Raw genomic sequence first — 24,715 nt, forward strand, 5'->3', positions numbered from 1 at the left:
GTTGCCCGGCATCCAACGCCATTCATGGCCATATCAATGATTTTCTGGTGCGTACCGGGTTGAGAAGCGGTGTAAGTGAACTGCAGTTGCCATGTTTTACGGCAGTGAGAGCAGAGATAGCGCTGATGTCCGGCAGTGCTTTTGCCGTTACGCACCACCCCGTCAGTAGCTGAACAGGAGGGACAGCTGATAGAAACAGAAGCCACTGGAGCACCTCAAAAACACCATCATACACTAAATCAGTAAGTTGGCAGCATCACTAGTCAGCCCGGGAAAAACATTGGAAGGTCTGATGGGCGGCGTCATCACCATCATGATTGCGTCACTGATTATCGGACCGTTACTGACACCGCTAAATACATTACAGGCATTATTAGCGGGTTTGTTAATTGGTATTAGTGGTTTTTGCGGCGATGTCGTGATGTCAGCCATCAAACGAGATATTGGTGTTAAAGATAGCGGAAAACTATTGCCAGGACATGGCGGACTCCTTGACAGGATTGACTCATTAATTTTCACCGCTCCGGTATTTTTTTATTTTATACGCTACTGCTGTTACTGAAGGAAAATAGAGAAAATGGAAAATTCACGCATCCCTGGGGAACATTTTTTTACCACCAGTGATAATACAGCGTTGTTTTATCGGCACTGGCCCGCTTTACAGCCCGGGGCGAAAAAGGTCATCGTCTTATTTCATCGCGGGCATGAACATTCTGGTCGTCTACAACATCTCGTTGATGAACTGGCGATGCCAGATACTGCTTTTTATGCCTGGGATGCCCGAGGGCATGGAAAAAGTTCGGGGCCGCGTGGTTATAGCCCATCTCTTGCGCGTTCAGTGCGGGATGTCGATGAATTTGTCCGTTTTGCTGCCAGCGACAGCCAGGTTGGACTGGAAGAGGTGGTAGTGATCGCGCAAAGCGTCGGCGCAGTGCTGGTTGCCACATGGATTCATGATTATGCACCTGCAATTCGCGGGCTGGTGCTGGCTTCTCCGGCCTTTAAGGTTAAATTGTATGTGCCGCTGGCACGTCCTGCGCTGGCGTTATGGCATCGTCTGCGTGGTCTGTTTTTTATTAATTCCTATGTGAAAGGACGCTATTTGACCCACGATCGGCAACGGGGGGCGAGTTTCAATAATGATCCGCTGATCACACGGGCGATTGCCGTTAATATCTTGCTCGATCTCTACAAAACGTCTGAACGTATTATTAGAGATGCGGCGGCGATTACGCTCCCCACGCAACTTCTGATATCAGGCGATGACTATGTGGTGCATCGCCAACCGCAGATTGATTTTTATCAGAGATTACGTAGCCCTCTGAAAGAGCTGCATCTGCTGCCAGGCTTTTATCACGACACGTTGGGTGAAGAGAACAGGGCGCTGGCATTTGAAAAAATGCAAAGCTTTATTAGTCGTTTATATGCTAACAAATCGCAAAAATTTGATTATCAGCATGAAGACTGCACAGGACCATCAGCGGATCGATGGCGGCTCCTTTCTGGTGGACCCGTGCCATTATCGCCGGTTGATTTGGCGTATCGCTTTATGCGTAAGGCGATGAAATTGTTCGGGGCGCACTCTGCGGGCCTGCATCTCGGAATGAGCACCGGCTTTGATTCAGGCAGTTCGCTGGATTATGTCTATCAAAATCAACCGCAAGGTAGTAACGCATTCGGGCGTTTAGTCGACAAAATCTACCTGAACAGTGTTGGCTGGCGCGGTATTCGCCAGCGCAAAACCCATTTACAAATACTGATTAAACAAGCCGTTGCCGATCTCCACGCCAAAGGTTTAGCCGTCCGCGTGGTTGACATTGCCGCAGGGCATGGGCGCTATGTACTGGATGCGCTGGCAAACGAGCCTGCCGTAAGCGATATTTTGTTACGTGATTACAGCGAGTTAAATGTTGCACAGGGGCAAGAGATGATTGCTCAACGGGGAATGTCTGGGCGGGTGCGTTTTGAACAGGGCGATGCGTTTAACCCGGAGGAACTCAGCGCGTTAACTCCGCGGCCTACGCTGGCGATTGTCTCTGGCCTGTATGAGCTTTTTCCCGAAAATGAGCAGGTAAAAAACTCACTCGCAGGTCTTGCCAATGCCATCGAACCGGGCGGCATTCTCATCTACACCGGGCAGCCGTGGCACCCTCAACTGGAGATGATTGCCGGGGTGTTAACCAGTCATAAAGATGGTAAACCGTGGGTAATGCGCGTGCGTTCGCAAGGGGAGATGGATTCACTCGTGCGTGATGCCGGATTTGATAAATGCACACAACGGATTGATGAGTGGGGTATTTTTACGGTTTCGATGGCGGTGCGTCGTGATAACTGAACGTCGGAACGTATTGCTACAAGGCGCTGGCTGGTTATTGTTGCTGGCCCCGTTTTTCTTCTTCACCTATGGATCTCTTAATCAGTTCACCGCGGTTCAGGACCTTAACAGCCATGATATCCCCAGTCAGGTATTCGGTTGGGAAACGGCGATCCCTTTTCTTCCCTGGACTATTGTTCCTTACTGGAGTCTGGATCTTTTATATGGATTTTCGCTGTTCGTTTGTAGCACGACATTCGAACAGCGCCGACTTGTCCACCGGCTTATTCTGGCAACGGTAATGGCCTGCTGCGGTTTTTTGCTCTATCCGCTGAAGTTTAGTTTTATCCGTCCTGAAGTGAGTGGGGTGACGGGATGGCTATTTTCGCAACTTGAACTGTTTGATCTGCCTTATAACCAGTCTCCTTCGCTGCATATTATTCTCTGCTGGCTACTTTGGCGTCACTTTCGTCAGCATCTGGCTGAGAGGTGGCGTAAAGTCTGCGGCGGATGGTTTTTACTCATCGCCATTTCGACGCTGACGACCTGGCAGCATCATTTTATTGATGTCATCACAGGGCTGGCGGTAGGTATGTTGATTGACTGGATGGTGCCCGTCGACCGTCGTTGGAATTATCAGAAACCTGATCAACGTCGAATCAAAATAGCACTGCCCTATGTCGTAGGCGCGGGCTCGTGCATTGTATTGATGGAGCTAATGATGATGATTCAGTTATGGTGGTCAGTCTGGTTATGTTGGCCAGTATTATCGCTACTCATAATTGGCCGTGGGTACGGTGGGCTTGGCGCGATAACAACAGGGAAAGATAGTCAGGGGAAACTACCGCCCGCCGTTTACTGGCTGACATTGCCCTGCCGCATCGGGATGTGGCTGTCTATGCGTTGGTTTTGTCGTCGCCTGGAGCCGGTGAGCAAAATGACTGCTGGTGTTTATTTAGGGGCGTTTCCACGACATATTCCGGCACAGAATGCGGTTCTGGACGTCACCTTTGAATTCCCTCGCGGACGAGCCACAAAAGATCGACTCTATTTTTGTGTACCGATGCTGGATCTGGTGGTTCCGGAAGAGGGGGAGCTCCGACAGGCCGTGGCGATGCTGGAAACATTACGCGAAGAGCAAGGCAGCGTTCTGGTCCATTGTGCATTGGGATTATCGCGCAGTGCGCTGGTGGTGGCGGCATGGTTGTTATGTTACGGACACTGTAAAACCGTTAATGAAGCGATTAGCTATATTCGAGCCAGACGCCCGCAGATTGTGCTGACAGACGAGCACAAAGCGATGCTGAGATTATGGGAAAACAGGTAAGTGGATTGAGATGTGGACTGAATATCTACAGTCCACATCAAGACCGTGTCCGGTTATGCAGAAACAATGCTGTCGATGGCTGCTTTTGCGTCAGACTGTGCTTTCGCTGCCATTTCCGGACCGTATGCGATCCCTTCGGCGAAGACAAATTTCACATCGGTAATGCCGATAAAGCCGAGGAACGTGGACAGATACGGCGTCACCAGGTCCGTTGGTCCATCTTTGTGGATCCCGCCGCGGCTGGTAATAACGATGGCTTTTTTACCCGTTACCAGACCTTCCGGACCGTTCTCGGTATAGCGGAAAGTAACGCCTGCGCGGGCAACCAGGTCAAAATAGTTTTTCAACTGAGTCGAGATGTTGAAGTTATACATCGGTGCCGCAATAACGATAACGTCGTGGGCTTTCAGCTCGGCAATCAACTCATCGGAAAGTGCCAGAGCTTCCTGCTGACGCGGAGTCAGCGGCGCATCGCTCGGACGCAGAGCGCCAACCAGTTCGCCATCCAGTACCGGAATCGGATTTGCAGCCAGGTCGCGAACGGTGATTTCATCAGCGGAGTGCTTTTCGCGCCATTGTTCAACAAAATAATCGGACAACTGATTAGACTGAGAGTACCCTGCCAGGATGCTGGATTTAAGAACTAATACCTTGCTCATGGTGTTTCCTTATAGATGTTTGAATGGGCGATGCCCCGTTGCTTGTTGACACTTTATTCACAATCCTGCCACAGAGATAGCGCAATAAATCGAAGCCTATGTTCGAATTTATTGAACAACGCATAGAAAGCCGCGATGTGGTACTCTATATCTATCATTTAAAAGAAAATTAATCAGGCAGACTACTGCCCACTAACGTTATGACAGAACAACAAAAATTGACCTTTACGGCCTTGCAGCAGCGGCTGGATTCGCTGATGCTGCGTGACAGACTGCGTTTTTCTCGCCGTCTGCACGGCGTGAAGAAGGTTAAAAATCCTGATGCACAACAGGCCATTTTCCAGGAGATGGCGAAAGAGATTGACCAGGCGGCAGGGAAAGTCCTGCTGCGTGAAGCGGCACGACCGGAAATTACTTATCCTGACAATTTACCGGTTAGTCAGAAAAAACAGGACATTCTCGAAGCGATTCGTGATCACCAGGTGGTGATCGTCGCCGGGGAAACGGGTTCTGGTAAAACGACTCAGTTACCGAAAATCTGTATGGAGCTGGGGCGCGGGATTAAAGGACTGATCGGCCATACCCAGCCGCGTCGTCTGGCGGCAAGAACAGTGGCGAACCGTATTGCGGAAGAGCTGAAAACGGAGCCGGGCGGTTGCATCGGTTACAAAGTGCGTTTCAGCGATCACGTAAGTGATAACACGATGGTCAAGCTGATGACCGACGGTATCCTGCTGGCGGAGATCCAGCAAGACCGCCTGCTGATGCAGTACGACACTATCATTATTGACGAAGCGCACGAACGCAGCCTGAATATCGATTTTTTGCTCGGCTATTTGAAAGAGTTGCTGCCGCGGCGTCCTGACCTAAAAATCATTATCACTTCCGCGACTATCGACCCGGAACGCTTTTCGCGCCACTTTAATAATGCGCCGATTATTGAAGTCTCCGGTCGGACCTATCCGGTGGAAGTGCGCTATCGCCCGATTGTTGAAGAAGCCGATGACACCGAGCGCGATCAGTTGCAGGCGATTTTTGACGCCGTAGACGAACTGAGTCAGGAAAGCCATGGCGACATTCTGATCTTTATGAGCGGCGAGCGGGAAATCCGCGATACCGCCGATGCGCTGAACAAGCTGAACTTACGCCATACCGAAATCTTGCCGCTTTATGCGCGGCTTTCGAACAGCGAACAAAATAGGGTATTCCAGTCGCACAGCGGACGGCGCATTGTGCTGGCGACCAACGTCGCGGAAACGTCGCTGACCGTACCGGGGATTAAATACGTTATCGACCCCGGTACAGCGCGTATCAGCCGCTACAGCTATCGCACCAAAGTGCAGCGTTTGCCGATTGAGCCGATTTCCCAGGCGTCTGCCAATCAGCGTAAAGGCCGCTGTGGTCGTGTGTCCGAAGGGATCTGTATTCGTCTCTATTCCGAAGACGATTTCCTCTCGCGCCCGGAGTTTACCGATCCGGAGATTCTGCGTACCAACCTGGCCTCGGTTATTTTGCAGATGACCGCGCTGGGGCTGGGCGATATCGCTGCGTTCCCGTTTGTCGAAGCACCGGATAAACGCAATATCCAGGATGGCGTGCGTCTGCTCGAAGAGCTGGGCGCGATCACCACGGATGAACAGGCCAGCGCCTATAAACTGACGCCGCTCGGTCGCCAGCTCTCGCAGTTGCCTGTCGACCCACGTCTGGCGCGTATGGTGCTGGAAGCGCAAAAACATGGCTGCGTGCGTGAGGCGATGATTATCACGTCCGCGCTCTCCATTCAGGATCCGCGCGAACGTCCGATGGACAAACAGCAGGCATCGGACGAAAAACATCGTCGCTTCCACGACAAAGAATCCGACTTCCTCGCGTTTGTAAATCTGTGGAATTATCTTGGCGAGCAGCAAAAGGCGCTTTCTTCCAACGCCTTCCGTCGCCTGTGTCGTACCGATTACCTCAACTATCTGCGCGTGCGCGAATGGCAGGATATCTACACCCAGTTGCGTCAGGTGGTGAAAGAACTTGGCATTCCGGTTAACAGCGAACCGGCGGAGTATCGCGAAATTCACATTGCGTTGCTGACGGGTTTACTTTCCCATATCGGCATGAAAGATGCCGATAAACAAGAATATACCGGCGCACGTAACGCGCGTTTCTCCATCTTCCCCGGTTCTGGTTTATTCAAAAAACCGCCGAAATGGGTAATGGTGGCGGAACTGGTAGAAACCAGCCGCCTGTGGGGGCGCATTGCTGCGCGTATCGACCCGGAATGGGTGGAGCCTGTCGCTCAGCATTTGATTAAACGTACCTACAGCGAACCGCACTGGGAACGGGCGCAGGGCGCGGTGATGGCAACGGAAAAAGTCACTGTTTATGGTTTGCCGATTGTTGCCGCGCGCAAGGTCAACTACAGCCAGATCGATCCGGCGTTATGTCGTGAACTCTTTATTCGCCATGCGCTGGTGGAAGGTGACTGGCAGACGCGTCACGCATTCTTCCGTGAAAACCTGAAACTGCGGGCCGAAGTGGAAGAGCTGGAACACAAATCACGTCGCCGCGATATTCTGGTTGATGACGAAACGTTGTTTGAGTTCTACGACCAGCGCATCAGCCACGATGTAATCTCCGCTCGCCACTTCGACAGCTGGTGGAAAAAAGTCAGCCGCGAAACGCCTGATTTGCTCAACTTTGAAAAAAGCATGTTGATCAAAGAGGGCGCAGAAAAAATCAGCAAGCTGGATTACCCGAACTTCTGGCATCAGGGCAATCTCAAGCTGCGTTTGAGCTATCAGTTTGAGCCCGGCGCGGATGCTGACGGTGTGACCGTACATATTCCGCTGCCGTTACTTAACCAGGTTGAGGAAAGCGGGTTTGAATGGCAGATCCCCGGTCTGCGCCGCGAACTGGTGATTGCTCTGATTAAATCGTTGCCGAAACCGGTACGCCGTAATTTTGTACCCGCGCCAAACTATGCCGAAGCGTTTTTAGGCCGCGTCAAACCGCTGGAGTTACCGTTGCTCGACAGCCTTGAGCGCGAGTTACGGCGGATGACCGGCGTTACCGTTGACCGCGAAGACTGGCACTGGGATCAGGTGCCCGATCACCTGAAAATTACCTTCCGCGTGGTGGATGACAAAAACAAGAAGCTAAAAGAAGGGCGCTCGCTACAAGATCTGAAAGATGCGCTGAAAGGCAAAGTGCAGGAAACGCTATCTGCGGTGGCGGATGACGGTATCGAGCAGAGCGGCTTACATATCTGGAGTTTTGGTCAGCTGCCGGAAAGCTACGAACAGAAGCGTGGCAACTACAAAGTGAAGGCGTGGCCGGCGCTGGTGGATGAGCGCGACAGTGTGGCGATCAAACTGTTTGATAACCCGCTGGAGCAAAAGCAGGCAATGTGGAACGGTCTTCGCCGTCTACTGCTGCTGAATATTCCATCGCCAATCAAATATTTACATGAAAAGTTACCGAACAAAGCCAAGCTGGGACTGTACTTTAACCCGTATGGCAAAGTGCTGGAGCTGATCGACGACTGTATCTCCTGCGGTGTGGATAAATTGATCGACGCCAATGGTGGCCCGGTCTGGACGGAAGAAGGCTTTGCTGCGCTGCATGAAAAAGTGCGTGCCGAACTGAACGACACGGTGGTGGATATTGCGAAGCAGGTCGAGCAAATCCTTACGGCAGTGTTCAATATCAACAAACGTCTGAAAGGGCGGGTGGATATGACCATGGCGCTGGGGCTTTCTGACATTAAAGCGCAGATGGGCGGGTTGGTATATCGCGGTTTTGTCACTGGTAACGGCTTCAAACGGCTGGGCGACACGCTGCGATATTTGCAGGCGATTGAAAAACGGCTGGAAAAACTGGCGGTTGATCCACATCGCGACCGTGCGCAGATGCTGAAAGTCGAAAACGTCCAGCAGGCGTGGCAGCAATGGATCAACAAACTGCCGCCCGCACGTCGTGAGGATGAAGACGTGAAAGAGATCCGTTGGATGATAGAAGAGTTGCGCGTTAGTTACTTCGCTCAACAACTTGGTACGCCTTATCCGATTTCAGATAAGCGTATTTTGCAGGCGATGGAGCAGATTAGCGGTTAACCCTGCTATTTGCCTGATAAAGAAAAAACCCGGTAAGCATTTAGCGCCGGGTTTTTTATTAATTCTAAAACGGTAAGGGTAAAAATTCAGGAATTCAGAAAAATACAATTCTCTGCTGCAAGATGAATAATGTTTATCTACAGCATTTCCTTAAAAGATATGTCAGGCTTGCGGAGTGGCGGTTAAGGACATACGATTTCCTCCTTTCAGAGTGCTCCGCTTCTCACTATTATCTCACGCAGTATTCTTAAGGGAACGATAAGGAGGAACCATGAACATTACCCCGTTTCCGACGCTTTCGCCGGCAACTATAGATGCCATAAATGTTATCGGACAGTGGCTGGCGCAGGATGATTTCTCCGGTGAGGTGCCGTATCAGGCCGATTGCGTGATCCTTGCAGGCAATGCGGTTATGCCGACTATCGATGCGGCATGTAAGATTGCCCGCGATCAGCAAATTCCTTTACTGATTAGTGGTGGTATCGGTCACTCGACAACTTTTTTGTATAGCGCCATCGCACAGCATCCGCACTACAACACTATCCGCACCACTGGCAGAGCAGAAGCGACCATCCTGGCGGATATCGCTCATCAGTTCTGGCACATTCCGCATGAAAAAATCTGGATTGAAGACCAGTCAACAAACTGCGGTGAAAACGCACGCTTTAGCATCGCGCTATTGAATCAGGCCGTAGAACGAGTTCATACGGCTATCGTTGTTCAGGACCCCACCATGCAGCGGCGCACGATGGCGACGTTCCGCCGTATGACTGGGGACAATCCCGATGCACCACGCTGGTTAAGTTATCCCGGATTCGTTCCTCAGTTAGGAAATAACGCAGACAGTGTAATCTTTATTAATCAGTTACAAGGATTATGGCCAGTTGAGCGTTATCTCTCACTACTCACTGGCGAGCTGCCGCGTTTACGCGATGATAGCGATGGCTACGGTCCCCGCGGGCGAGATTTTATCGTTTACGTTGATTTTCCGGCAGAAGTCATCCATGCATGGCAAACGCTGAAACATGATGCGGTGCTCATCGAGGCGATGGAAAGTCGCTCGTTACGTTAAAAATTGCCCGTTTGTGAACCACTTGTTTGCAAACGGGCATGACTCCTGACTTTTATTTCTGCCTTTTATTCCTTTTACACTTGTTTTTATGAAGCCCTTCACAGAATTGTCCTTTCACGATGCCGTCTCTCTGATGATTGATGTTAATTAACAATGTATTCACCGAAAACAAACATATAAATCACAGGAGTCGCCCATGTCAGTACCCGTTCAACATCCTATGTATATCGATGGACAGTTTGTTACCTGGCGTGGAGACGCATGGATTGATGTGGTAAACCCTGCTACAGAGGCTGTCATTTCCCGCATACCCGATGGTCAGGCCGAGGATGCCCGTAAGGCAATCGATGCAGCAGAACGTGCACAACCAGAATGGGAAGCGTTGCCTGCTATTGAACGCGCCAGTTGGTTGCGCAAAATCTCCGCCGGGATCCGCGAACGCGCCAGTGAAATCAGTGCGCTGATTGTTGAAGAAGGGGGCAAGATCCAGCAGCTGGCTGAAGTCGAAGTGGCTTTTACTGCCGACTATATCGATTACATGGCGGAGTGGGCACGGCGTTACGAGGGCGAGATTATTCAAAGCGATCGTCCAGGAGAAAATATTCTTTTGTTTAAACGTGCGCTTGGTGTGACTACCGGCATTCTGCCGTGGAACTTCCCGTTCTTCCTCATTGCCCGCAAAATGGCTCCCGCTCTTTTGACCGGTAATACCATCGTCATTAAACCTAGTGAATTTACGCCAAACAATGCGATTGCATTCGCCAAAATCGTCGATGAAATAGGCCTTCCGCGCGGCGTGTTTAACCTTGTACTGGGGCGTGGTGAAACCGTTGGGCAAGAACTGGCGGGTAACCCAAAGGTCGCAATGGTCAGTATGACAGGCAGCGTCTCTGCAGGTGAGAAGATCATGGCGACTGCGGCGAAAAACATCACCAAAGTGTGTCTGGAATTGGGGGGTAAAGCACCAGCTATCGTAATGGACGATGCCGATCTTGAACTGGCAGTCAAAGCCATCGTTGATTCACGCGTCATTAATAGTGGGCAAGTGTGTAACTGTGCAGAACGTGTTTATGTACAGAAAGGCATTTATGATCAGTTCGTCAATCGGCTGGGTGAAGCGATGCAGGCGGTTCAATTTGGTAACCCCGCTGAACGCAACGACATTGCGATGGGGCCGTTGATTAACGCCGCGGCGCTGGAAAGGGTCGAGCAAAAAGTGGCGCGCGCAGTAGAAGAAGGGGCGAGAGTGGCGTTCGGTGGCAAAGCGGTAGAGGGGAAAGGATATTATTATCCGCCGACATTGCTGCTGGATGTTCGCCAGGAAATGTCGATTATGCATGAGGAAACCTTTGGCCCGGTGCTGCCAGTTGTCGCATTTGACACGCTGGAAGATGCTATCTCAATGGCTAATGACAGTGATTACGGCCTGACCTCATCAATCTATACCCAAAATCTGAACGTCGCGATGAAAGCCATTAAAGGGCTGAAGTTTGGTGAAACTTACATCAACCGTGAAAACTTCGAAGCTATGCAAGGCTTCCACGCCGGATGGCGTAAATCCGGTATTGGCGGCGCAGATGGTAAACATGGCTTGCATGAATATCTGCAGACCCAGGTGGTTTATTTACAGTCTTAATGAGTGAAAGAGGCGGAGGTTTTTTCCTCCGCCTGTGCGCGTCAGAGTTTAGCGAATTTTTCGAGGGTGCGAATAAGCTGTGTGACGAAGCCATATTCGTTATCGTACCAGGCGACCGTTTTCACCAGTTGTAAATCGCCCACGGCGGTAATTTCCGTTTGCGTGGCATCAAACACCGAACCGAAATGGCTGCCAATGATATCGGAAGAGACTATTTCTTCATCGGTATAACCAAATGACTCGTTATTGGTGGTTGCTTGTTTAAGTGCGTTATTCACCTCTTCGGCAGTCACTTTTTTCCGAGAATCGATACCAGTTCAGTGACCGAACCTGTTTTCACCGGCACGCGTTGCGCATGACCTTTCAGTTTGCCGCTCAGTTCCGGGATCACCAGACCAATGGCTTTTGCCGCCCCCGTAGTGTGGGGAATGATATTTTCTGCCGCTGCGCGTGAAGCACGTAAATCTTTACCACGCGGGCCATCCACCAGTGACTGGGTGCCAGTATAGGCATGAATGGTCGTCATCGTGCCGACTTCTATCCCGAAACTGTCATGCAAGGCTTTGGCCATCGGCGCAAGACAGTTAGTGGTGCATGACGCCACGGAAACAATGGTGTCGTTGCCATCCAGAGTGTCGTCATTGACGTTATAAACGATAGTTTTCATTTCACCGGCAGGGGCGGAAATCAACACCTTCTTCGCACCAGCATCAAGATGCGCCTGCGATTTCTCGGCGGAGGTATAAAAGCCAGTACATTCGACAATGATTTCTGCACCTTTCGCTTTCCACGGAATATTTTTAGCCTCTTTTTCGGCGTAAACCGCGATACTTTTCCCATCAACGATAAGTGAATCTTCCGTAAAATCAACGCTCCAGGGGAATGGTCCGTAGTTTGAATCATGTTTCAGCAGGTAGGCGAGAATTTATGGGGAAGTGAGATCATTAATAGCGACAACGTCTATGTTGCTTTTGACTTCAAGTAATCGACCCAACACCAGTCGACCGATACGACCAAAACCGTTAATACCAACTTTACTCATGGTTTTCTCCTGTCAGGAACGTTCGGATGAAAATTGATCCTTTCCAGGCTTAGACCAGGATGGCGGGATGGGCAATCTCCATTCTCACAGTGAAACGTAACGTACTGAAAACGGGTGAACAATATTTAATGAAATTTTGAGAAAAGCCCGTTATGTTAACGGAAAATTATGTTAAAGCAGGAAATGTTATGGAAAATAAATATTCAAGGTTACAAATCAGCATTCACTGGCTGGTCTTTTTACTGGTTATCGCAGCGTATTGCGCAATGGAGTTTCGTGGTTTCTTCCCACGTAGCGATCGGCCACTCATCAACATGATTCATGTTTCCTGTGGCATCTCAATTCTCGTGCTGATGGTCGTTCGTCTTTTGTTAAGGCTGAAATACCCAACCCCGCCGATTATACCTAAGCCAAAACCGATGATGACGGGACTGGCGCATTTGGGACATTTGGTGATTTATCTCCTGTTTATTGCGCTGCCAGTGATTGGTTTGGTGATGATGTATAACCGGGGCAACCCGTGGTTTGCGTTTGGTTTGACGATGCCTTACGCTTCAGAGGCCAATTTCGAACGGGTTGATAGCTTAAAGTCGTGGCATGAGACGCTGGCGAATCTGGGATATTTTGTCATCGGGTTGCACGCTGCGGCTGCACTGGCACACCACTATTTCTGGAAGGACAACACACTTCTACGCATGATGCCGCGTAAACGTTCTTGAAGGATATTTAAAGAAAACGCCTGTACTAAAACCGACCCGTGGTACAGGCGAAGAATACGGGTCTACATCGGAAGCGCCTATTATATTTATTTGTATGACAAATAAAACCATAATCCTTGCCCATACGTCCATCTGGGTTATTTTTAATCAATTCACCCGATCTTTGATCTCATCAACGGTATCAAAATAAACCAGCGTATAACGTTCAAATCGAACATAAGATTCGATAAACCATGGAGGTTATATGAAAAAACTGGCACTTATTTTGTTTATGGGAACGCTTGTTTCCTTTTATGCCGATGCCGGGCGCAAACCCTGTTCTGGTTCGAAAGGGGGGATCTCACACTGTACGGCAGGCGGCAAATTTGTCTGTAATGATGGTTCTATTAGTGCCTCGAAAAAAACATGCACTAACTGAAGTGTAAAAGGGGTGCCATGAGAAAATGAATCTGCTAGTCAGATGCGCGGGGAAAATCCCCGCGCTTGCCCTTACCTGGACGTGCAGGCCATGAGCGCAGCAACCTCCTTATCACCGTCCCGGAACCGCAGTTCGTAGAGCGTTTGTCGGGTCAGGAGTGTGAATGTCAGAATCGTAATGCAGATAATGAGCAGACACACCACCAGAGGGTTGTGCTTCATAGCCTTTCTCCTTGCCGGATGGCGGGTAAGAGGCTAAGATCTGAATTGCTAGGTTCATTCGTTGGCCTCGGTTGATAGAAATATCGGTCGGGGCCTTCGTCTTTCTGATTCCCGGTTAGCCTGAAAACAGAAAGTCTCAGGCACCCGCAGGCATCCTATGAGGTTTCCTTAGGGACGAAAATAATCACTTCACGAAATTGCGTGCTGTTTTCCAGAATTTTTCGTCATTCGGGTTAGCCAGTTTAGCCATTCGTTACTCTCTTCATTCCAATAGCATTAATTTTCTCTGCAATAATTGTTGTAAAAATGTGACGCAAAGAGGTTTTTGGTCATAAGTAATTACCGTCAAGTGCCGATGACTTTCTATCAGGAGTAAACCTGGACGAGAGACAACGGTAATGAATACAACTCCCTCACATCGATTAGGTTTTTTGCATCACATCAGGCTGGTTCCGTTATTTGCCTGCATTCTTGGCGGTATCTTAGTTCTATTCGCATTAAGTTCTGCTCTGGCTGGCTATTTCCTCTGGCAGGCCGATCGCGATCAGCGTGATGTTACTGCGGAGATTGAGATTCGGACCGGGTTAGCGAACAGTTCAGATTTTTTGCGTTCAGCCCGGATCAATATGATTCAGGCCGGGGCTGCGAGTCGTATTGCGGAAATGGAAGCAATGAAGCGAAATATTGCGCAAGCCGAATCGGAGATTAAACAGTCGCAGCAAGGTTATCGTGCTTATCAGAATCGACCGGTGAAAACACCTGCTGATGAAGCCCTCGACACTGAATTAAATCAACGCTTTCAGGCTTATATCACGGGTATGCAACCTATGTTGAAATATGCCAAAAATGGCATGTTTGAAGCGATTATCAATCATGAAAGTGAGCAGATCCGACCGCTGGATAATGCTTATACCGATATTTTGAACAAAGCCGTTAAGATACGTAGCACCAGAGCCAACCAACTGGCGGAACTGGCCCATCAGCGCACCCGCCTGGGTGGGATGTTCATGATTGGCGCGTTTGTGCTTGCCCTGGTCATGACGCTGATAACATTTATGGTGCTACGTCGGATCGTCATTCGTCCACTGCAACATGCCGCACAACGGATTGAAAAAATCGCCAGTGGCGATCTGACGATGAATGATGAACCGGCGGGTCGTAATGAAATCGGTCGCTTAAGTCGTCATTTACAGCAAATGCAGCATTCACTGGGGATGACAGTAGGGACTGTTCGACAGGGCGCGGAAGAGATTTATCATGGCACCAGCGAAATTTCAGCTGGCAATGCGGACCTGTCATCTCGCACCGAAGAACAAGCGGCGGCTATCGAACAAACTGCCGCCAGCATGGAGCAACTCACTGCGACGGTGAAACAGAATGCGGATAACGCGCATCATGCCAGCAAACTGGCGCAAGAGGCTTCTATTAAAGCCAGCGATGGCGGGCAGACGGTTTCCGGTGTAGTAAAAACGATGGGCGCTATCTCCACGAGTTCGAAGAAAATTCCTGAGATCACCGCCGTCATCAACAGTATTGCTTTCCAGACGAATATTCTGGCACTGAATGCTGCCGTTGAAGCCGCGCGAGCGGGTGAGCAAGGGCGTGGATTTGCCGTTGTCGCCAGCGAAGTACGGACACTCGCAAGTCGCAGCGCTCAGGCGGCGAAAGAGATTGAAGGCTTGATCAGTGAATCAGTCAGGTTAATTGACCTGGGGTCGGATGAGGTGGCAACGGCCGGGAAAACCATGAGCACTATTGTTGATGCCGTCGCGAGTGTCACACATATCATGCAGGAAATCGCCGCCGCCTCGGATGAACAAAGCAGAGGCATAACGCAGGTTAGCCAGGCGATTTCTGAAATGGATAAGGTGACGCAACAGAATGCTTCTCTGGTAGAAGAGGCCTCAGCGGCGGCGGTGTCCCTTGAAGAACAGACGGCACGATTAACTGAGGCGGTGGATGTATTCCGTCTGCACAAACATTCTGTGTCGGCAGAACCTCGCGGAGCGGGTGAACCAGTTAGTTTCGCTACGGTGTGAAAATGTTCAAGGAGGGATCGACAGATCCCTTCACCTTTCAGAACGGCATTGATTTTCGAATAGCGTTAATCATCAACTGGCAACCAGAAGAGAACGTCGCATCTACGCGGGTCAGTATTCCAATCGGTTCGCCTGCACCATGTCCCGGAACAGGCAGGGCCACCAGCGTGGCATGACGCAGGTCGTCTTTTACAGCGCCAGAAGGGACAAACCACACGTAATCGTATTCAACCGTAAGTTGACGAGATAGCGAAGCAGACAGCGTTTCGATACAACCCGAAGGAATTTTACAGCCCTGGCTCTGCACTAATGCATCTGAATGCTGGCGTGGCGCAGTGCCTTCTGGTGATACAACGACCGGCCATTCCAGCACCCGGCTTAGCGTTACGTTCTCCTGAAGTAGCGGGTGATTAGGGCGGACAACCAGCTTCAACGATTCAAGAAACAGCAGTTCGTAATTAAGCCCGGTCATCAGTTCAGGATCTGACATCCGACCAATGCCGATATCGATTTCCCCGGTTTTTAAACCCGCCAGAATCATAGGGTTACTCATTGTCGCAACTTGCAAGGTCGTCTCTTTTTGTTGCTGATGAAACTGACCTATAACCGAAGGTAATATCCCCAGTGCCGCAGTAGGTAGTGCACCAACCCTGACGACATCATTATTAAGACCTTCTTTACGATGAAGCGACCGTCCGGCAGTGTTGATGGCGTCAAGAACTCTGACTGCATGCGTTAAAAATTGTTCGCCGGGTAAGGTAAGTTGCGCCCCCTGACGACCACGCTCAAACAAGCGAGCGCCAGTCAGCTGCTCCAGTTCATTCAATGTCTTAGAGAGCGCAGGTTGACTCAAATTAAGGGTTTCAGCCGCGCGCCCCAAAGTTCCTTGTTGTGCGACAGCTACGAATGTATGAAGGTGGCGCAAACGGATGCGCTGACTAAACAGACTATTTTTTTCCATAAGCGATGTTAAAAACGAAGCGGTGTCGCTGACAAGTGAAGTTGTTTGATTATGATAACTTGATTGCAAAATATTATTAACAATTAAAGCAATTATGTTACAGCAAAATGGATAATATTGATGTTTTCGCGGCGAGATCACAGTTTGTAAATTCTTCCCGCAAGAGTGAATGCGGTTACCTACACTCCAGATTACTGACCACTGGAGGCAGACACTATGGCGAACAGCATCACGGCGGATGAGATTCGGGAACAGTTTTCGCAGGCAATGTCAGCCATGTACCAGCAAGAAGTTCCGCAATATGGCACGCTGCTGGAACTGGTAGCTGATGTGAATCTGGCTGTGCTGGAAAACAATCCTCAACTGCACGAAAAAATGGTAAATGCAGACGAGCTGGCGCGACTGAATGTTGAACGTCATGGGGCGATTCGCGTTGGGACTGCACAAGAGCTTGCTACTCTTCGGCGGATGTTTGCCATTATGGGGATGTACCCGGTGAGCTATTACGATCTCTCGCAGGCAGGGGTGCCGGTACATTCGACAGCATTTCGGCCCATTGATGATGCTTCTCTGGCGCGTAATCCCTTCCGCGTTTTTACCTCCTTACTCCGCCTTGAGCTTATCGAGAACGAAATTTTGCGCCAGAAAGCGGCGGAGATTCTGCGTCAGCGCGATATCTTCACCCCACGTTGTCGACAACTGTTAGAGGAATATGAGCAGCAGGGCGGTTTTAACGAAACACAGGCACAGGAGTTTGTGCAGGAAGCCCTGGAAACGTTTCGCTGGCACCAGTCAGCAACGGTAGATGAAGAAACCTATCGCGCATTGCACAACGAACATCGGTTGATTGCTGATGTGGTCTGTTTTCCTGGATGCCATATCAACCACCTGACGCCACGTACGCTGGATATTGACCGGGTGCAGTCGATGATGCCTGAATGCGGAATTGAACCCAAAATTCTCATCGAGGGGCCGCCGCGCCGCGAGGTACCGATTTTACTACGCCAGACCAGCTTTAAAGCACTGGAAGAGACGGTGTTGTTTGCGGGGCAGAAACAGGGCACGCATACCGCGCGCTTTGGTGAAATTGAGCAGCGTGGCGTGGCATTAACGCCGAAAGGGCGACAACTGTATGATGATCTTCTGCGTAACGCTGGAACCGGGCAGGATAATCTCACTCACCAAATGCATTTACAGGAAACCTTCCGCACTTTTCCTGACAGTGAGTTTTTAATGCGTCAGCAAGGGTTGGCATGGTTCCGGTACCGTCTGACGCCTTCGGGTGAGGCGCATCGTCAGGCGATTCATCCTGGAGACGATCCACAGCCCTTAATTGAACGTGGTTGGGTAGTGGCGCAACCCATCACCTATGAAGATTTCTTGCCCGTTAGCGCGGCGGGGATCTTCCAGTCAAATCTGGGTAATGAAACGCAGACACGCAGTCACGGTAATGCCAGTCGCGAAGCATTTGAGCAGGCGTTGGGTTGTCCGGTTTTGGATGAGTTCCAGCTTTACCAGGAAGCGGAAGAACGCAGTAAACGTCGCTGTGGTTTGCTTTAAAATCTGACCATCCGCCTTTGCAAAAATTTGCCTGATTTTACAAACGAATCAGGCTCATCCCATCGACATAAAAAAAATGCCGATTTATGCATATTCTCTCAGTTCAACAATTGGATTATTAATAAATATTGTCTAGAGTGAGCGGTCATAAATAAGCACTTTCTTGCCGCTGAAAACGACCAGCGCGGGACCATTCACAACACCAGAAGGACTCACTTTCAGGTATGGATCGTAGACGATTTATTAAAGGTTCAATGGCTATGGCCGCCGTGTGCGGTACCAGCGGCATTGCTTCTCTTTTTTCTCAGGCGGCATTCGCGGCAGATTCTGATATTGCCGACGGGCAAACCCAGCGTTTTGACTTCTCCATTCTACAGTCAATGGCGCACGACTTAGCGCAAACAGCGTGGCGTGGTGCGCCTCGTCCGTTACCTGACACGCTGGCGACAATGACGCCGCAGGCTTATAACAGTATTCAATACGACGCCGAAAAATCGCTCTGGCATAACGTTGAGAACCGTCAACTGGACGCTCAGTTCTTCCATATGGGAATGGGATTCCGTCGCCGCGTTCGTATGTTTTCTGTAGATCCAGCAACACATCTGGCGCGTGAAATTCACTTTCGCCCGGAGTTGTTCAAATACAACGATGCAGGTGTTGATACCAAACAATTAGAAGGGCAAAGCGATCTCGGCTTTGCTGGTTTTCGCGTGTTTAAAGCCCCCGAACTGGCGCGCCGTGATGTAGTATCATTTCTCGGCGCGAGTTATTTCCGCGCCGTTGATGATACATATCAATACGGTTTGTCGGCCCGCGGCCTGGCGATCGACACTTACACCGACAGTAAAGAAGAGTTCCCCGACTTTACCGCCTTCTGGTTTGATACGGTAAAACCGGGGGCAACTACCTTTACCGTTTATGCGTTGCTCGATAGCGCCAGCATTACTGGTGCCTATAAGTTCACTATCCATTGTGAGAAAAGTCAGGTGATTATGGATGTGGAAAATCACCTGTATGCGCGCAAAGACATTAAACAGCTGGGCATTGCGCCGATGACCAGCATGTTCAGCTGCGGTACTAATGAACGTCGGATGTGCGATACAATTCATCCGCAAATTCATGACTCTGATCGTCTGTCCATGTGGCGGGGCAACGGCGAGTGGATTTGCCGTCCGCTGAATAATCCACAAAAATTGCAGTTCAATGCTTACACCGACAACAACCCGAAAGGGTTTGGTTTATTGCAACTGGATCGTGATTTCTCCCATTATCAGGACATTATGGGCTGGTATAACAAACGCCCAAGTCTGTGGGTGGAGCCGCGTAACAAGTGGGGTAAGGGCACCATCGGCCTGATGGAAATCCCAACAACGGGCGAAACGCTGGATAACATTGTCTGCTTCTGGCAGCCAGAAAAAGCTGTAAAAGCGGGTGATGAGTTTGCATTCCAGTATCGTCTGTACTGGAGTGCGCAACCGCCTGTTCATTGCCCATTAGCGCGCGTTATGGCGACGCGTACCGGCATGGGCGGTTTCCCGGAAGGCTGGGCACCAGGTGAACATTATCCCGAAAAATGGGCGCGTCGTTTTGCCGTCGATTTCGTTGGTGGTGATCTGAAAGCTGCCGCGCCAAAAGGCATTGAGCCGGTGATTACGCTTTCCAGTGGGGAAGCGAAGCAAATCGAAATTCTCTATATTGAACCCATTGATGGTTATCGTATTCAGTTTGACTGGTATCCGACTTCGGACTCCACTGATCCGGTCGATATGCGGATGTATCTGCGTTGTCAGGGGGACGCTATCAGTGAAACATGGCTGTATCAGTATTTCCCGCCAGCGCCGGATAAACGTCAGTATGTTGACGACCGTGTGATGAGTTAATCGTTTTTTCTTCGGCACCTTCTACGGGAGGTGCCGTCTGGTTAAACACGATCCCGCTCGCATTTTTCCCTAAGTTAAATGAGTAATCTGATGGTGTGTATTTCAGATACACCTTGTCAGCCACTAACAGGGAGTGCGTATGTTTCCAGAATACCGAGATTTAATATCCCGTCTGAAAAACGAAAATCCTCGCTTTATGTCCTTGTTCGATAAACACAATAAACTTGATCATGAAATTGCCAGAAAGGAAGGTTCCGACGGTCGAGGGTACAATGCGGAAGTGGTCCGCATGAAAAAACAAAAGCTACAGTTAAAAGATGAGATGCTCAAAATCCTGCAGCAGGAGAGCGTCAAAGAGGTGTAAACTTTCCTAAGCCGCCAGCCAGGCGGCTTTTTTAACAACTGCATGGATTGACTGGAGATAAGATGACCGAAACGATAAAAGTAAGTGAATCACTTGAATTACATGCTGTTGCAGAAAATCACGTCACTCCTCTTTATCAGTTAATCTGTAAAAATAAAACCTGGTTACAGCAGTCGCTAAACTGGCCGCAGTTTGTTCAGAGTGAAGAGGACACGCGAAAAACGGTGCAGGGTAATGTGATGTTGCATCAACGCGGCTATGCCAAAATGTTCATGATTTTCAAAGAAGATGAACTTATCGGCGTTATCTCGTTTAATCGAATTGAACCACTGAATAAAACCGCTGAAATCGGCTACTGGCTGGACGAATCTCATCAGGGACAGGGGATCATTTCTCAGGCGCTGCAGGCACTGATTCATCATTACGCCCAGTCTGGTGAACTTAGACGCTTTGTGATCAAATGTCGGGTGGACAATCCGCAAAGCAATCAGGTCGCTTTGCGCAATGGTTTTATCCTTGAAGGTTGCCTTAAACAGGCTGAGTTCCTGAATGATGCCTATGATGATGTGAACTTATACGCGCGTATTATCGATTCACAATAACCCTGCCAGCGGCGTTCGCGTAATGCGCTCCTCGCCGTTAATGACTTTTGGACCACGGACATGAACCGTGTCGCCATCAAAGGCTTCAACGACGGCGTGGTCGGTTAACTCCACATGGTTTTCAATTATCACCGCACCTGTAATACGGCTCTCACCTTGTATGACAACGTGCTCGTCGAGCAGAATCGGTCCACCACGTACCACGGCATTTCCGCCAACCAAGACATGATGTTTTAACACACAATTACCTTCCACAATGGCATATTCCGCCACCTGCGAACTGTAATGAATCGTCGGAATGGCATCTTCTTCTATGCCAGCTTTCACCTGCGCGTGACCGTAGACTTTAGCGCAATCGCATAGCCATACGTTGTTCTCTTCATTACCTTCAACACTGGCAAAATCAAAAACTTCGGCGCGATGTTCAATAAAAGCATACCGGACGACGGCATCGCCATAAATTTGTGCCTGGTGGACAATACGCGAGGCGCTAACCCTTGCGCGATCATAAATTTGTAGCAGGAGTTGATGGTCGGGCGTTAAGCCTTGTGCGGCGACGATCATAGAATGTTGATCAATTAAGGCGTGACCAAATATTCTACATTGACCGCAAACTAATGAGCCACGAATGGTGACACTGTCACTTATATGTGCACTCTGGCTGATTTCACTATTATCGATCCAGACGTTATCCGTTGCGTAAACCTCTCCCCACAGCACGCTGGTGCCGGTGATACGCGTATTACCGGAAATCACCGTTCCGCCGAACGCAATAGCATTCTGGTCGTAAATCCAGCAATTTCCTTCCTGTGCTAACACCGTTTCGCGATCGATCCAGCCGCCAGCGGTTCCTGCTATCACATCGTTAAAATCGCTAATGGCGATAATCTGCCGTAATAACACATTTTTTTTAGTGCCATCTTCCTGATAACTAAAGGCTCGCTGTTCTTCACTTAGACGATATTTGCGCATAGCGTTTTCCCACAGGTGACTTACTATAACCGTAGCAAATTCTGCGGCTCTGGCTATGCTCGAGAAAATTCCATAAAATGTATTTCAAATATACTTTATAAATTAAACAAAATGAGTAAGAAGATGCAGAGCGATAAAGTGCTCAATTTGCCGGCAGGCTACTTTGGTATTGTGTTGGGGACGATAGGGATGGGATTTGCCTGGCGCTATGCCAGCCAGGTTTGGCAGGTCAGCCACTGGTTAGGGGATGGGCTGGTGATTCTGGCGATGATCATCTGGGGATTATTAACTAGCGCATTTATTACCCGACTCATACGCTTTCCGCATAGCGTGCTGGCGGAAGTGCGCCATCCAGTGCTGAGCAGTTTTGTGAGTTTGTTTCCGGCAACGACGATGCTGGTGGCGATTGGTTTTGTTCCGTGGTTTCGCCCACTGGCGGTGTGCCTGTTCAGTTTTGGTGTCGTGGTTCAGTTGGCTTATGCCGCCTGGCAAACTGCGGGATTATGGCGTGGATCTCACCCTGAAGAAGCTACCACGCCTGGACTGTATCTGCCGACAGTTGCCAACAACTTTATCAGCGCAATGGCCTGTGGTGCGTTGGGCTACACCGACGCCGGTCTGGTGTTTTTAGGCGCAGGCGTTTTCTCATGGCTAAGCCTTGAACCGGTGATCTTGCAGCGTCTGCGCAGTTCGGGAGAATTACCCACGGCACTGCGGACATCACTCGGCATTCAGCTCGCTCCTGCGCTGGTGGCTTGTAGTGCCTGGCTGAGCGTCAACGGCGGCGAGGGTGACACGCTGGCGAAAATGCTTTTCGGTTATGGACTGCTGCAACTGCTGTTTATGCTACGTCTGATGCCATGGTATCTCTCCCAGCCATTTAATGCTTCATTCTGGAGTTTCTCGTTCGGCGTATCTGCACTGGCAACCACCGGTTTGCATCTGGGGAGTGGCAGCGATAATGGATTTTTCCATACGCTGGCGGTGCCGCTGTTTATCTTTACCAATTTTATTATTGCAATACTGCTCATCCGTACTTTTGCGCTTCTGATGCAGGGAAAATTGTTAGTCAGAACCGAGCGCGCCGTTTTAATGAAAGCAGAGGACAAAGAATGATCATTCGTGACGAAAACTATTTTACTGATAAATATGAATTAACCCGCACACACTCTGAAGTACTGGAAGCGGTGAAAGTGGTTAAACCGGGTAAAACGCTGGATCTGGGCTGTGGCAATGGTCGTAACAGTCTTTACCTGGCAGCCAATGGTTATGATGTTGACGCATGGGATAAAAATGCCATGAGTATCGCCAACGTCGAGCGCATTAAATCCATTGAAAATCTGGATAATTTACACACCCGAGTCGTTGATCTGAATAACCTCACATTTGATAGACAGTACGATTTTATTCTTTCGACTGTGGTGCTGATGTTCCTTGAGGCTAAAACCATCCCCGGGTTGATTGCCAATATGCAACGTTGCACTAAACCTGGTGGTTACAACCTGATTGTGGCGGCGATGGATACCGCTGATTATCCATGTACCGTCGGCTTCCCGTTTGCCTTCAAAGAGGGAGAATTACGTCGATATTACGAAGGCTGGGAGAGGGTGAAATACAATGAAGACGTCGGCGAGCTGCACCGCACCGACGCCAACGGTAATCGTATTAAACTGCGTTTCGCCACGATGCTGGCACGTAAAAAATGACCCGGTAAGCACAAAACGCGTGAAAATTCCCCACGCTGAGATGATTTACTGTTCTTCTTTTCGGTAAGCATATTTTTTATCGAAGGGATGTGAAATTAATCACAGTAGTCGAAGTTTTTAGCAGCTTAACTTACTGAAATTTAAGTACTGATGATTGACTTAGCCCCTTTTTCGGCATTGACTATGTCGTCTGAAAAGGGGCTGAAAAATTTATTTTCACCAACACTTTTTTTGCCACAACACGAAGCGGCGCTTTTTGCTATAACTTAGAAAGTAATATAATCATCTCAGGAAACTATTCATGCGTACCACATCATTTGCGAAAGTTGCAGCTTTATGCGGCTTATTGGCTCTGTCTGGTTGTGCCTCTAAAATCACCCAGCCAGATAAATATTCTGGTTTTTTAAACAATTACTCTGATTTAAAAGAAACAACCTCGGCTACAGGTAAACCTGTTTTACGTTGGGTAGACCCGAGTTTTGATCAAAGCAAATATGACAGCATCGTCTGGAACCCAATCACTTATTATCCGGTACCGAAACCGTCGACCCAGGTAGGGCAGAAAGTTCTGGATAAAATTTTGAACTATACCAACACCGAAATGAAAGAAGCGATAGCGCAGCGTAAACCACTGGTTACCACCGCTGGGCCGCGTAGTCTGATTTTCCGTGGGGCCATTACCGGTGTAGATACCAGCAAAGAAGGGCTGCAATTCTATGAAGTGGTTCCTGTTGCATTAGTGGTTGCGGGGACGCAAATGGCTACAGGCCACCGTACCATGGATACTCGCCTCTATTTTGAAGGTGAGCTGATTGATGCAGCGACTAATAAACCGGTTATCAAAGTCGTTCGTCAGGGCGAAGGTAAAGACCTGAATAACGAAAGTACGCCAATGGCTTTCGAAAATATTAAACAAGTTATTGATGACATGGCGACCGATGCCACCATGTTTGACGTTAACAAAAAGTAGTTCCAGACGCGCCATCGTTAGATGGCGCTTTTTATCCGGTGCGCCGTAAAACCCCGTCCTTCAGGGCAGGGATATAAGGCGTGGTTTTCCACCTGACCAGGTGTTTGCTGTTGTTCAATGTATTGGCGGATGACGGATATTGGCGCACCT

The 24,715-nt window shown here is 49.5% G+C and carries 21 protein-coding genes and 3 pseudogenes; 17 read left to right on the forward strand and 7 right to left on the reverse strand.

Going from position 1 to position 24,715, the window contains the following annotated elements; all coding sequences use genetic code 11:
* A partial coding sequence (locus tag K0778_RS21380; RefSeq protein ID WP_000179203.1) for an IS1 family transposase occupies nucleotides 1–206 on the reverse strand: 206 nt, incomplete at its 3' end.
* A 56-nt stretch (nucleotides 207–262) separates the two neighbouring features.
* Here K0778_RS21380 and K0778_RS21385 point away from each other — a divergent pair.
* The 3 genes and pseudogenes from K0778_RS21385 to K0778_RS21395 form a co-directional block, all read left to right on the forward strand.
* A pseudogene (locus K0778_RS21385) lies at nucleotides 263–562 on the forward strand (phosphatidate cytidylyltransferase); the annotation flags it as partial.
* 15 nt (nucleotides 563–577) lie between these two features.
* Nucleotides 578–2,335: a bifunctional alpha/beta hydrolase/class I SAM-dependent methyltransferase gene (locus K0778_RS21390; protein ID WP_063084471.1), complete on the forward strand. Its 1,758-nt coding sequence runs from the start codon at nucleotides 578–580 to the stop codon at nucleotides 2,333–2,335.
* The gene (locus tag K0778_RS21395) at nucleotides 2,325–3,641 is read left to right on the forward strand and encodes a phosphatase PAP2/dual specificity phosphatase family protein (protein WP_000627368.1); all 1,317 of its coding nucleotides are present in this window, start codon (nucleotides 2,325–2,327) and stop codon (nucleotides 3,639–3,641) included. Before K0778_RS21390 ends, K0778_RS21395 begins: the two co-directional genes overlap by 11 nt.
* Nucleotides 3,642–3,694: 53 nt before the next feature.
* On the opposite strand, the gene azoR is transcribed toward K0778_RS21395, so the two are convergent.
* A complete protein-coding gene (azoR, locus tag K0778_RS21400; protein WP_000048950.1) occupies nucleotides 3,695–4,300 on the reverse strand; it encodes an FMN-dependent NADH-azoreductase in 606 nt (201 codons plus the stop codon).
* 200 nt (nucleotides 4,301–4,500) lie between these two features.
* On the opposite strand from azoR, the gene hrpA reads away from it, so the two are divergent.
* From hrpA to aldA, 3 genes are all read left to right on the forward strand, one after another.
* On the forward strand, nucleotides 4,501–8,403 hold the full coding sequence (hrpA, locus tag K0778_RS21405; RefSeq protein WP_000139543.1) for an ATP-dependent RNA helicase HrpA: 3,903 nt from the start codon (nucleotides 4,501–4,503) through the stop codon (nucleotides 8,401–8,403).
* A gap of 271 nt (nucleotides 8,404–8,674) precedes the next feature.
* On the forward strand, nucleotides 8,675–9,475 hold the full coding sequence (gene ydcF / locus K0778_RS21410) for a DUF218 domain-containing protein YdcF (RefSeq protein ID WP_063084472.1): 801 nt from the start codon (nucleotides 8,675–8,677) through the stop codon (nucleotides 9,473–9,475).
* Nucleotides 9,476–9,671: 196 nt separating this feature from the next.
* Complete coding sequence (aldA, locus tag K0778_RS21415) at nucleotides 9,672–11,111, forward strand: aldehyde dehydrogenase (protein WP_000115943.1); 1,440 nt, start codon at nucleotides 9,672–9,674, stop codon at nucleotides 11,109–11,111.
* Between the two features lie 41 nt (nucleotides 11,112–11,152).
* On the opposite strand, the pseudogene gap reads toward aldA, so the two are convergent.
* Nucleotides 11,153–12,153 (reverse strand): annotated as a pseudogene (gene gap, locus K0778_RS21420) (type I glyceraldehyde-3-phosphate dehydrogenase).
* Nucleotides 12,154–12,341: 188 nt separating this feature from the next.
* Here gap and cybB point away from each other — a divergent pair.
* From cybB to yncP, 3 genes are all read left to right on the forward strand, one after another.
* Nucleotides 12,342–12,872, forward strand: a complete 531-nt coding sequence (gene cybB, locus K0778_RS21425) for a cytochrome b561 (protein WP_000428998.1) — start codon at nucleotides 12,342–12,344, stop codon at nucleotides 12,870–12,872.
* Nucleotides 12,873–13,116: 244 nt separating this feature from the next.
* Nucleotides 13,117–13,290 (forward strand): periplasmic protein, encoded by a 174-nt coding sequence (locus K0778_RS21430; RefSeq protein ID WP_000731833.1) that lies wholly within the window; start codon nucleotides 13,117–13,119, stop codon nucleotides 13,288–13,290.
* A 25-nt stretch (nucleotides 13,291–13,315) separates the two neighbouring features.
* A complete protein-coding gene (gene yncP, locus K0778_RS21435; RefSeq protein ID WP_212591405.1) occupies nucleotides 13,316–13,384 on the forward strand; it encodes a hypothetical protein in 69 nt (22 codons plus the stop codon).
* Here the strand turns inward: yncP and hokB are convergent.
* Nucleotides 13,362–13,511: a type I toxin-antitoxin system toxin HokB gene (gene hokB / locus K0778_RS21440; protein ID WP_001320773.1), complete on the reverse strand. Its 150-nt coding sequence runs from the start codon at nucleotides 13,509–13,511 to the stop codon at nucleotides 13,362–13,364. The genes yncP and hokB overlap by 23 nt on opposite strands.
* Nucleotides 13,512–13,909: 398 nt before the next feature.
* Between hokB and trg the strand changes: the two genes are divergently transcribed.
* Nucleotides 13,910–15,550 carry a methyl-accepting chemotaxis protein Trg gene (trg, locus tag K0778_RS21445; protein ID WP_063084473.1) on the forward strand — a complete coding sequence of 547 codons (1,641 nt, stop codon included), beginning with the start codon at nucleotides 13,910–13,912 and terminating at the stop codon, nucleotides 15,548–15,550.
* Nucleotides 15,551–15,587: 37 nt separating this feature from the next.
* Here trg and K0778_RS21450 read toward each other — a convergent pair whose 3' ends face one another.
* On the reverse strand, nucleotides 15,588–16,511 hold the full coding sequence (locus K0778_RS21450) for a LysR substrate-binding domain-containing protein (protein ID WP_000414567.1): 924 nt from the start codon (nucleotides 16,509–16,511) through the stop codon (nucleotides 15,588–15,590).
* A 216-nt stretch (nucleotides 16,512–16,727) separates the two neighbouring features.
* Here K0778_RS21450 and K0778_RS21455 point away from each other — a divergent pair, with 216 nt between their 5' ends.
* The 4 genes from K0778_RS21455 to rimL all read left to right on the forward strand — a co-directional run bounded on the left by K0778_RS21455 (nucleotide 16,728) and on the right by rimL (nucleotide 20,917).
* Nucleotides 16,728–18,071 (forward strand): VOC family protein, encoded by a 1,344-nt coding sequence (locus K0778_RS21455; RefSeq protein WP_000013789.1) that lies wholly within the window; start codon nucleotides 16,728–16,730, stop codon nucleotides 18,069–18,071.
* 224 nt (nucleotides 18,072–18,295) lie between these two features.
* The gene (gene opgD, locus K0778_RS21460; RefSeq protein ID WP_000375956.1) at nucleotides 18,296–19,951 is read left to right on the forward strand and encodes a glucan biosynthesis protein OpgD; all 1,656 of its coding nucleotides are present in this window, start codon (nucleotides 18,296–18,298) and stop codon (nucleotides 19,949–19,951) included.
* A 139-nt stretch (nucleotides 19,952–20,090) separates the two neighbouring features.
* A complete protein-coding gene (locus tag K0778_RS21465; RefSeq protein WP_001296778.1) occupies nucleotides 20,091–20,315 on the forward strand; it encodes a YdcH family protein in 225 nt (74 codons plus the stop codon).
* A 62-nt stretch (nucleotides 20,316–20,377) separates the two neighbouring features.
* On the forward strand, nucleotides 20,378–20,917 hold the full coding sequence (gene rimL, locus K0778_RS21470) for a 50S ribosomal protein L7/L12-serine acetyltransferase (protein WP_001491065.1): 540 nt from the start codon (nucleotides 20,378–20,380) through the stop codon (nucleotides 20,915–20,917).
* On the opposite strand, the gene ydcK is transcribed toward rimL, so the two are convergent.
* Nucleotides 20,909–21,889, reverse strand: a complete 981-nt coding sequence (gene ydcK, locus K0778_RS21475) for a YdcK family protein (RefSeq protein WP_001234063.1) — start codon at nucleotides 21,887–21,889, stop codon at nucleotides 20,909–20,911. The two genes, rimL and ydcK, sit on opposite strands and share 9 nt — an antisense overlap.
* Before the next feature lie 123 nt (nucleotides 21,890–22,012).
* Between ydcK and tehA the strand changes: the two genes are divergently transcribed.
* From tehA to K0778_RS21490, 3 genes are all read left to right on the forward strand, one after another.
* On the forward strand, nucleotides 22,013–23,005 hold the full coding sequence (gene tehA / locus K0778_RS21480) for a dicarboxylate transporter/tellurite-resistance protein TehA (RefSeq protein WP_001296725.1): 993 nt from the start codon (nucleotides 22,013–22,015) through the stop codon (nucleotides 23,003–23,005).
* Nucleotides 23,002–23,595: a tellurite resistance methyltransferase TehB gene (gene tehB / locus K0778_RS21485; RefSeq protein ID WP_000586732.1), complete on the forward strand. Its 594-nt coding sequence runs from the start codon at nucleotides 23,002–23,004 to the stop codon at nucleotides 23,593–23,595. Before tehA ends, tehB begins: the two co-directional genes overlap by 4 nt.
* 301 nt (nucleotides 23,596–23,896) lie before the next feature.
* A complete protein-coding gene (locus tag K0778_RS21490; RefSeq protein WP_001261013.1) occupies nucleotides 23,897–24,565 on the forward strand; it encodes a DUF3313 domain-containing protein in 669 nt (222 codons plus the stop codon).
* A 17-nt stretch (nucleotides 24,566–24,582) separates the two neighbouring features.
* Here the strand turns inward: K0778_RS21490 and K0778_RS21495 are convergent.
* Nucleotides 24,583–24,715 (reverse strand): annotated as a pseudogene (locus K0778_RS21495) (IS200/IS605 family transposase); the annotation flags it as partial.

Origin of the sequence: Escherichia sp. XD33, from assembly GCF_019375075.1 — a bacterium.
Lineage (GTDB): Bacteria > Pseudomonadota > Gammaproteobacteria > Enterobacterales > Enterobacteriaceae > Enterobacter > Enterobacter flexneri_A.

What these genes read in the sequence shown, in the direction of transcription:
- K0778_RS21465 (WP_001296778.1), top strand. Translation starts at nt 20,091, where the DNA reads ATGTTTCCAGAATACCGAGATTTAATATCCCGTCTGAAAAACGAAAAT.
- rimL (WP_001491065.1), top strand. Translation starts at nt 20,378, where the DNA reads ATGACCGAAACGATAAAAGTAAGTGAATCACTTGAATTACATGCTGTT.
- K0778_RS21390 (WP_063084471.1), top strand. Translation starts at nt 578, where the DNA reads ATGGAAAATTCACGCATCCCTGGGGAACATTTTTTTACCACCAGTGAT.
- K0778_RS21430 (WP_000731833.1), top strand. Translation starts at nt 13,117, where the DNA reads ATGAAAAAACTGGCACTTATTTTGTTTATGGGAACGCTTGTTTCCTTT.
- K0778_RS21490 (WP_001261013.1), top strand. Translation starts at nt 23,897, where the DNA reads ATGCGTACCACATCATTTGCGAAAGTTGCAGCTTTATGCGGCTTATTG.
- opgD (WP_000375956.1), top strand. Translation starts at nt 18,296, where the DNA reads ATGGATCGTAGACGATTTATTAAAGGTTCAATGGCTATGGCCGCCGTG.
- aldA (WP_000115943.1), top strand. Translation starts at nt 9,672, where the DNA reads ATGTCAGTACCCGTTCAACATCCTATGTATATCGATGGACAGTTTGTT.
- ydcF (WP_063084472.1), top strand. Translation starts at nt 8,675, where the DNA reads ATGAACATTACCCCGTTTCCGACGCTTTCGCCGGCAACTATAGATGCC.
- tehB (WP_000586732.1), top strand. Translation starts at nt 23,002, where the DNA reads ATGATCATTCGTGACGAAAACTATTTTACTGATAAATATGAATTAACC.
- K0778_RS21455 (WP_000013789.1), top strand. Translation starts at nt 16,728, where the DNA reads ATGGCGAACAGCATCACGGCGGATGAGATTCGGGAACAGTTTTCGCAG.
- hokB (WP_001320773.1), bottom strand. Translation starts at nt 13,511, where the DNA reads ATGAAGCACAACCCTCTGGTGGTGTGTCTGCTCATTATCTGCATTACG.
- azoR (WP_000048950.1), bottom strand. Translation starts at nt 4,300, where the DNA reads ATGAGCAAGGTATTAGTTCTTAAATCCAGCATCCTGGCAGGGTACTCT.
- hrpA (WP_000139543.1), top strand. Translation starts at nt 4,501, where the DNA reads ATGACAGAACAACAAAAATTGACCTTTACGGCCTTGCAGCAGCGGCTG.
- K0778_RS21450 (WP_000414567.1), bottom strand. Translation starts at nt 16,511, where the DNA reads ATGGAAAAAAATAGTCTGTTTAGTCAGCGCATCCGTTTGCGCCACCTT.
- cybB (WP_000428998.1), top strand. Translation starts at nt 12,342, where the DNA reads ATGGAAAATAAATATTCAAGGTTACAAATCAGCATTCACTGGCTGGTC.
- ydcK (WP_001234063.1), bottom strand. Translation starts at nt 21,889, where the DNA reads ATGCGCAAATATCGTCTAAGTGAAGAACAGCGAGCCTTTAGTTATCAG.
- tehA (WP_001296725.1), top strand. Translation starts at nt 22,013, where the DNA reads ATGCAGAGCGATAAAGTGCTCAATTTGCCGGCAGGCTACTTTGGTATT.
- trg (WP_063084473.1), top strand. Translation starts at nt 13,910, where the DNA reads ATGAATACAACTCCCTCACATCGATTAGGTTTTTTGCATCACATCAGG.